Here is a 6,398-nt window from a genome sequence, read left to right on the forward strand (position 1 = left end):
GTCACGGTTCGAGCGTGTGGCAACGGTGTCACCGAACGATGTCATCGCACAGGGAGTCGCACATGCAGGCATGGCCAGGATCCGCGTACCCGCTCGGGGCGACGTTCGACGGCAGTGGAACGAACTTCGCGCTGTTCAGCGAGGGTGCCGAGCGCGTCGAGCTGTGTCTGTTCGGCGACCGCGGCAAAGAGACGCGCATCGAGATGCGCGACGTCGATGCGTTCGTGTGGCACGTGTATCTGCCCACGGTGCAGCCGGGCCAGCGATACGGCTATCGCGTGCACGGGCCGAATGATCCCGCCAACGGGCATCGGTTCAACCCCAACAAGCTGCTGCTCGACCCCTACGCCAAGGCGGTCGAAGGGCAGGTCCACTGGGGGCAGTCGGTGTTCGGCTACGACTTCGGCGACCCCGACTCCCGCAACGACGAGGACTCGGCCGCCGCCATGATGAAGGGCGTCGTCGTCAACCCCTTCTTCGACTGGGCGGGCGACCGGCTGCCGAAGACCCCGTATGCCGAGACCGTCATCTATGAGGCGCACGTCAAGGGGCTGACGCAGCTGCATCCCGAGATCCCCGAGGAGATCCGCGGCACGTACAGCGCGATCGCGCATCCCGCCGTCATCGAGCACCTCAAGCACATCGGCGTGACCGCGATCGAGCTCATGCCGGTGCACCAGTTCGTCAACGACTCCACCCTGCAGGAGAAGGGTCTCAGCAACTACTGGGGCTACAACACGATCGCCTTCCTCGCGCCGCAGAACACCTACTCCTCGACCGGTCAGCGCGGTCAGCAGGTGCAGGAGTTCAAGAGCATGGTGAAAGCCCTGCACGCCGCGGGCATCGAGGTCATCCTCGACGTGGTCTACAACCACACCGCGGAGGGCAACCACATGGGCCCGACGTTGTCGATGCGCGGCATCGACAACGAGGCGTACTACCGGCTCGAAGCCGACGACAAGCGGTACTACACCGACTACACCGGCACCGGCAACAGCATGAACGTCGGCAACCCGCACACCCTCCAGCTGATCATGGACTCCCTGCGCTACTGGGTGCTGGAGATGCACGTCGACGGCTTCCGGTTCGATCTGGCGGCGACCCTCGCCCGCGAGTTCTACGAGGTCGATCGACTCGCGGCCTTCTTCGAGATCGTGCAGCAGGATCCGGTGATCTCGCAGGTCAAGCTCATCGCCGAACCCTGGGACATCGGCCCCGGCGGCTACCAAGTGGGCAACTTCCCGCCGCAGTGGACGGAGTGGAACGGCAAGTACCGCGACACCGTCCGCGACCTGTGGCGCGGCGAGCCGGCGACGCTGGGCGAGTTCGCGTCGCGGCTGACGGGCTCGGCAGACCTGTACGAGAACTCGGGGCGTCGACCGGTCGCCTCCATCAACTTCGTCACCGCGCACGACGGCTTCACCCTCCGCGACCTCGTCTCGTACAACGAGAAGCACAACGAGGCCAACGGCGAGGACAACAACGACGGCGAATCGCACAACCGATCGTGGAACTGCGGTGTGGAAGGCCCCACCGACGACCAGGGCGTCCTGATGCTGCGCGCGCGCCAGCAGCGCAACTTCCTTGCCACGCTGCTGCTCAGCCAGGGCGTGCCGATGATCTCGCACGGCGATGAGCTGGGCCGCACGCAGGGCGGCAACAACAACGGGTACGCGCAGGACAACGAGATCACGTGGATCGACTGGAGCCACGTCGATCAGCCGCTGGTCGAGTTCACGGCGGCGCTCGCGCGCCTGCGCCGCGAGCACCCGACCTTCCGGCGCAGCCGCTTCTTCGACGGGCGCCCCGTCCGCCGCGAAGAGGGGGCTCCGCTGCCGGACATCGCGTGGCTGCGCCCCGACGGCACCGAGATGCAGCCCGAGGACTGGGAGTCCGGCTTCGGCCGGGCGGTCGGGGTGTTCCTCAACGGCGACGGCATCCGTGAGCGCGATCGGCGCGGCGAGCAGATCGAGGACCGCCACTTCTTCATCCTGTTCAACGCGGGCGACGAAGGGCTCTCGTTCACGATCCCGCGTGCCGAGTTCAGCCCGCAGTGGGAGATCGTCGTCGACACCACGGGACAGCTCACCGACACCGAGCCGCGCCGCGGGGGAGAGGCCGTGGAGCTCGCGGGCCGCTCGCTCATCGTCCTGCGCGACTATCAGGAGGACAAGCCCGACGTCGACCACTCGGTCGCCGCGTCGCTGGCGGCGCTGACGGTGCCGATCGACATCGTCCGCTCCCCGGCCCCGCAGACCGAGCTGCCGCACTGACCGTGATCGCCGACAGCCGCGGTCTTCCCGCATCCACCTACCGTCTGCAGGTGCGTGCGTCGTTCGACCTGGATGCCGCCGCCGCCGTCACCGACTACCTGCGCGATCTCGGCGTCGACTGGGCCTACCTGTCGCCGATCCTGCAGGCGGCTTCCGGCTCCGACCACGGCTACGACGTCGTCGACCCGACGAGAGTGGACGACGATCGGGGCGGCCGGGCTGGCCTCGAGCGCTTCGTCGACGCCGCACGGGCCGCGGGCCTCGGCATCCTCGTCGACATCGTGCCGAACCATCAGGGCGTTGCCGATCCGACCGAGAACCCGTGGTGGTGGGACGTCCTGACCCACGGGCGCGCTTCCCGATTCGCGCAGGGCTTCGACATCGATTGGGCGCACGGCGCCGAACGCGTCGTGCTGCCGGTGCTGGGCGGCGACCTCGACGAGGTGCTCGGCGCCGGCGAGATCGAGGTACGGCCTGCGACCACCGACGACGAGACCGGGACGGCCCGCTACTACGACCTCGTCCTCCCCCTCGCACCCGGCACGGCGCCGCTGCACGCGACGACCGACCGCACGGCCGTTCGCGACGTGCTCGAACGCCAGCACTGGCGGCTCACGTCGTGGCGGCGGGATGCCGCGGAGCTCAACTACCGCCGTTTCTTCACGGTGACCTCGCTCGCGGGGGTGCGCGTGGAGCTGCCCGACGTGTTCGCGGCGTCGCACGTCGAGATCCTCCGATGGGTGCGAGAGGGGCTCGTCGACGGCCTCCGCATCGACCACCCCGACGGCCTCGCCGATCCGGGCGGCTACCTCGACGATCTCGCCGCGGCGGTTGCAGAGGCGAGGGCGGCAGGCGGCGCCGCGTCGACCCGCAGCTTCCCCGTCTACGTGGAGAAGATCCTCGAGCCCGGCGAGCAGCTGCCGGGCTGGTGGGCGACGACGGGCACCACCGGCTACGACGCGCTCGGGGAGATCGACCGCGTGCTCGTCGACCCGGCCGGTGAGGCGGCTCTCACCGCAGAGGACGAGCGGCTGCGCGGCGCCCGGCTGAGTTGGGCCGACATGATCGCCGGGACCAAGCGGGAGATCGCCGACACGTCGCAGGCGGCGGAGGTGGGGCGGCTCATCCGCTGCCTGCCGCCTTCCCTGCGGGCCGGTCTGGGCGACGATCGCGCGCGCGACGCATTCGCGGAGCTGCTGGCAGCCTTCCCCGTCTACCGCGCGTATCTTCCCGCCGGCGCCGACGTGCTCGCGGATGCCGTGGCTGCGGCATCCCTTCGGCGTCCCGACCTGGCGGATGCGCTCGCCCAGGTCGCCGATGCCGTCGCGGACGCCTCGTCCGAGCTGTCGCGTCGTTTCATGCAGACGACCGGGCCGGTGATGGCCAAAGGTGTCGAAGATCGCGCCTTCTACCGATACACGCGCCTCACCTCGCTCACCGAGGTGGGCGGCGATCCGTCGCAGTTCGCTCTGCCGGTCGAGGGTCTGCACGCCGCCTTCGCGCGTCGGCAGGCGTCGTGGCCGGCTGCGCTGACGACCCTGACGACGCACGACACGAAACGCTCCGCCGATGTCCGCGCACGCCTGTCGGTGCTCGCGGAGATGCCCGATCGCTGGGCGGCGGCGCTCGACGCGCTGCGTGCGGAGGGCTCCACCGGCGATGGTCCGCTCGACGCGCTGCTGTGGCAGGCGGTCGTGGGCGCATGGTCGGACGATCCCGCCCTCCCCGAGCGGCTGCACGCATACGCCGAGAAGGCGGCGCGCGAGGGCGACGTCGGCACCAGCTGGACCGATCCCGATGAGGCGTTCGAGGCGCGCGTGCACGCGCTGATCGACGCCGCTTTCGGTGCGGCGCGCCCGATCGTGGAGAGCGTCGTGCGCGACCTCGTCGCGCCGGGCCGATCCAACGCGCTCGCCGCCGCGCTGCTGCACCTGGCCGGTCCCGGCGTGCCGGACGTGTACCAGGGCACCGAGCTGTGGGACCTCTCGCTGGTCGACCCCGACAACCGGCGCCCGGTGGACATCGAGCGCCGACGCGAACTGCTCGCCCGCCTGGACGGCGGATGGATGCCGGGTATCGACGATTCCGGCGCGGCCAAGCTGCTGGTGGTCTCGCGGACGCTGCGCCTGCGGCGCGAGCGCCCCGAACTGTTCTCCCGTTACGTCGCGCTCCCGGTCGTGGGCGCGGCCGACGCGCACGCCCTGGCGTTCGATCGCGGAGGCGCGGTCGCCGTCGCGACGAGGCTGCCGGTCGGTCTCGCTGACCGCGGCGGCTGGGGCGGGACGGCCGTGATGCTTCCGGCGGGTCGGTGGCGCGACGCATTCACCGGGCGTGAGATCGACGGCGGGGCCGCGAGCCTCGGCATCCTGCTCGCCGACCTGCCGGTCGCCCTGCTGACGCGGGCCTGAGAGTCAGCGCGGCGCGTTTCGACTCGTCGCTGCGCTCCTCGCGTGTGACGTTTCGTGACGTTCGCTTACGTCACGTGACCGGCGGCTGGTCGCGGGGGCCAGCGCCGTGATGTGGTGGATCATCCCGCACACCGCAGCGCCGCCCGGCGCACACCAGGAGACCACCATGTCCCGACTCACCCGCACGACTCTCGCGGCGGCATCCACCCTCGCCGCCGTCGCCCTCCTCGCCGGCTGCGCGTCCGGCGCCGCCACCCCGTCCGCCTCCGCCGGCGGCGAGCCCCAGACGGGCGGCACCCTCACCTACCTCGAGCCGCAGACCTGGACGACCCTGTATCCGCCGTCCGCGGGCTTCTACCCCAACGGCGGCATCGTCAACAACGTGACCGACCGGCTGCTCTACCAGAACCCCGAGACGCTCGAGCTCGAGCCGTGGATCGCCACCGACTACAAGGTCAACGACGACGCCACCGAGTACACGTTCGACCTGCGCACCGATGTCACCTACTCCGACGGCACCCCGCTGACCGCCGCGAACGTCGTGAAGAACATCGACCTTTACGGCAAGGGTGACAAGGCTCGGGCGCTTCCGGTGTCGGAGGCGATCAACAACTACGACCACGGCGAGGTGACCGGCGACCACACGGTGGTGTTCCACTTCACCGCGCCGTCGCCCGGCTTCGCGCAGGCCGTCTCGACCATCAACTCGGGCCTGCTGTCGGATGCGACGCTCGATCGCACCAGCGAGCAGTTCGGCCCGGGCAACGCCACCAAGATCATCGGCAGCGGTCCGTTCGTCATCTCCGACGAGCAGATCGGCACGCAGACCAGCGTCACCGCGCGCAAGGACTACAACTGGGCGCCGCCGTCGCTGAAGCATCAGGGCGCCGCCTACCTCGCGGGCGTCAACTACGTCGTCGCGGCGGAGAACAGCGTGCGCGTCGGCACCGTCGTCGCCGGCCAGGCCGACATCGCGCGCAACATCCCGGCCCCCGACGAGGCGCAGTTCGCCGCTGGAGGCCTCTCGCTGCACGCCGCCGCGACCAACGGCGTGAACAACGGCCTGAGCTTCCGCTTCCGCGAGCCGCGTCTGGCGGACGTGCGCGTGCGTCAGGCGATCATCGCCGGCATCGATCGTCAGAAGATCGTCGACACCCTGTTCACGAAGAACTATCCGCTGGCCACCGGGGCGCTCGCTAAAACGGCGCTCGGCTACGTCGACACCTCCTCGTACTACACGTACGATCCCGCCAAGGCCGCGTCGCTGCTGGATGCCGCGGGCTGGACCCTCGGATCCGACGGCATCCGTGCCAAGGACGGACAGAAGCTGACGCTGAGCTTCAACGAGGCGCTGCCGCAGCCGCGCTCGAAGGAGGTCGTGACCCTCATCCAGGAGCAGCTGGGCAAGCTCGGCATCCAGGTGAACCTGTTCGCCGGCGACATGGCCGCGCAGACCAAGGCGTCGACCGACCAGAGCGTCATCCAGGTGTACCACTCCATGGTCGGCCGCGCGGACTTCGATGTGCTGAAGTCGCAGTACTTCTCGAAAGGAAGCGCACGAGACCCTCGCCATCGCGATGAACTCGATCGGGGCGAAGTCGAACACGGGTGAGGGCGGCGAGGATGTCGAGCGCCTCCTCGACCCGCAGCGTCGCAGCGCCATCAAGCAGGTCGCCTCGGGGCGTTTCGACTCTAGAGGATCCCCGGGACCGAGCTC

At 69.7% G+C, this 6,398-nt stretch carries 3 protein-coding genes and 1 pseudogene; all 4 read left to right on the top strand.

The window, feature by feature from the left end; translation table 11 throughout:
* The first annotated feature begins 62 nt into the window (after nt 1-62).
* Nucleotides 63-2,273, top strand: coding sequence for a glycogen debranching protein GlgX (glgX, locus tag I5I_RS08935; RefSeq protein ID WP_036318436.1), 2,211 nt, complete (start codon nt 63-65; stop codon nt 2,271-2,273).
* Nucleotides 2,274-2,278: 5 nt separating this feature from the next.
* Complete coding sequence (treY, locus tag I5I_RS08940) at nt 2,279-4,681, top strand: malto-oligosyltrehalose synthase (protein ID WP_036318440.1); 2,403 nt, start codon at nt 2,279-2,281, stop codon at nt 4,679-4,681.
* 166 nt (nt 4,682-4,847) lie between these two features.
* Nucleotides 4,848-6,293: a TIGR04028 family ABC transporter substrate-binding protein gene (locus I5I_RS08945; protein ID WP_239640065.1), complete on the top strand. Its 1,446-nt coding sequence runs from the start codon at nt 4,848-4,850 to the stop codon at nt 6,291-6,293.
* Nucleotides 6,229-6,398: pseudogene (locus I5I_RS17945) on the top strand (glutamate synthase-related protein); the annotation flags it as partial. The gene I5I_RS08945 and the pseudogene I5I_RS17945, both read left to right, overlap by 65 nt.

Origin of the sequence: Microbacterium sp. B24, from assembly GCF_000333415.1 — a bacterium.
Taxonomy (GTDB): domain Bacteria; phylum Actinomycetota; class Actinomycetes; order Actinomycetales; family Microbacteriaceae; genus Microbacterium.

Bases quoted from the DNA above. Each gene is read 5' to 3' on its own strand.
- glgX (WP_036318436.1), top strand. From the start codon at position 63: ATGCAGGCATGGCCAGGATCCGCGTACCCGCTCGGGGCGACGTTCGAC.
- I5I_RS08945 (WP_239640065.1), top strand. From the start codon at position 4,848: ATGTCCCGACTCACCCGCACGACTCTCGCGGCGGCATCCACCCTCGCC.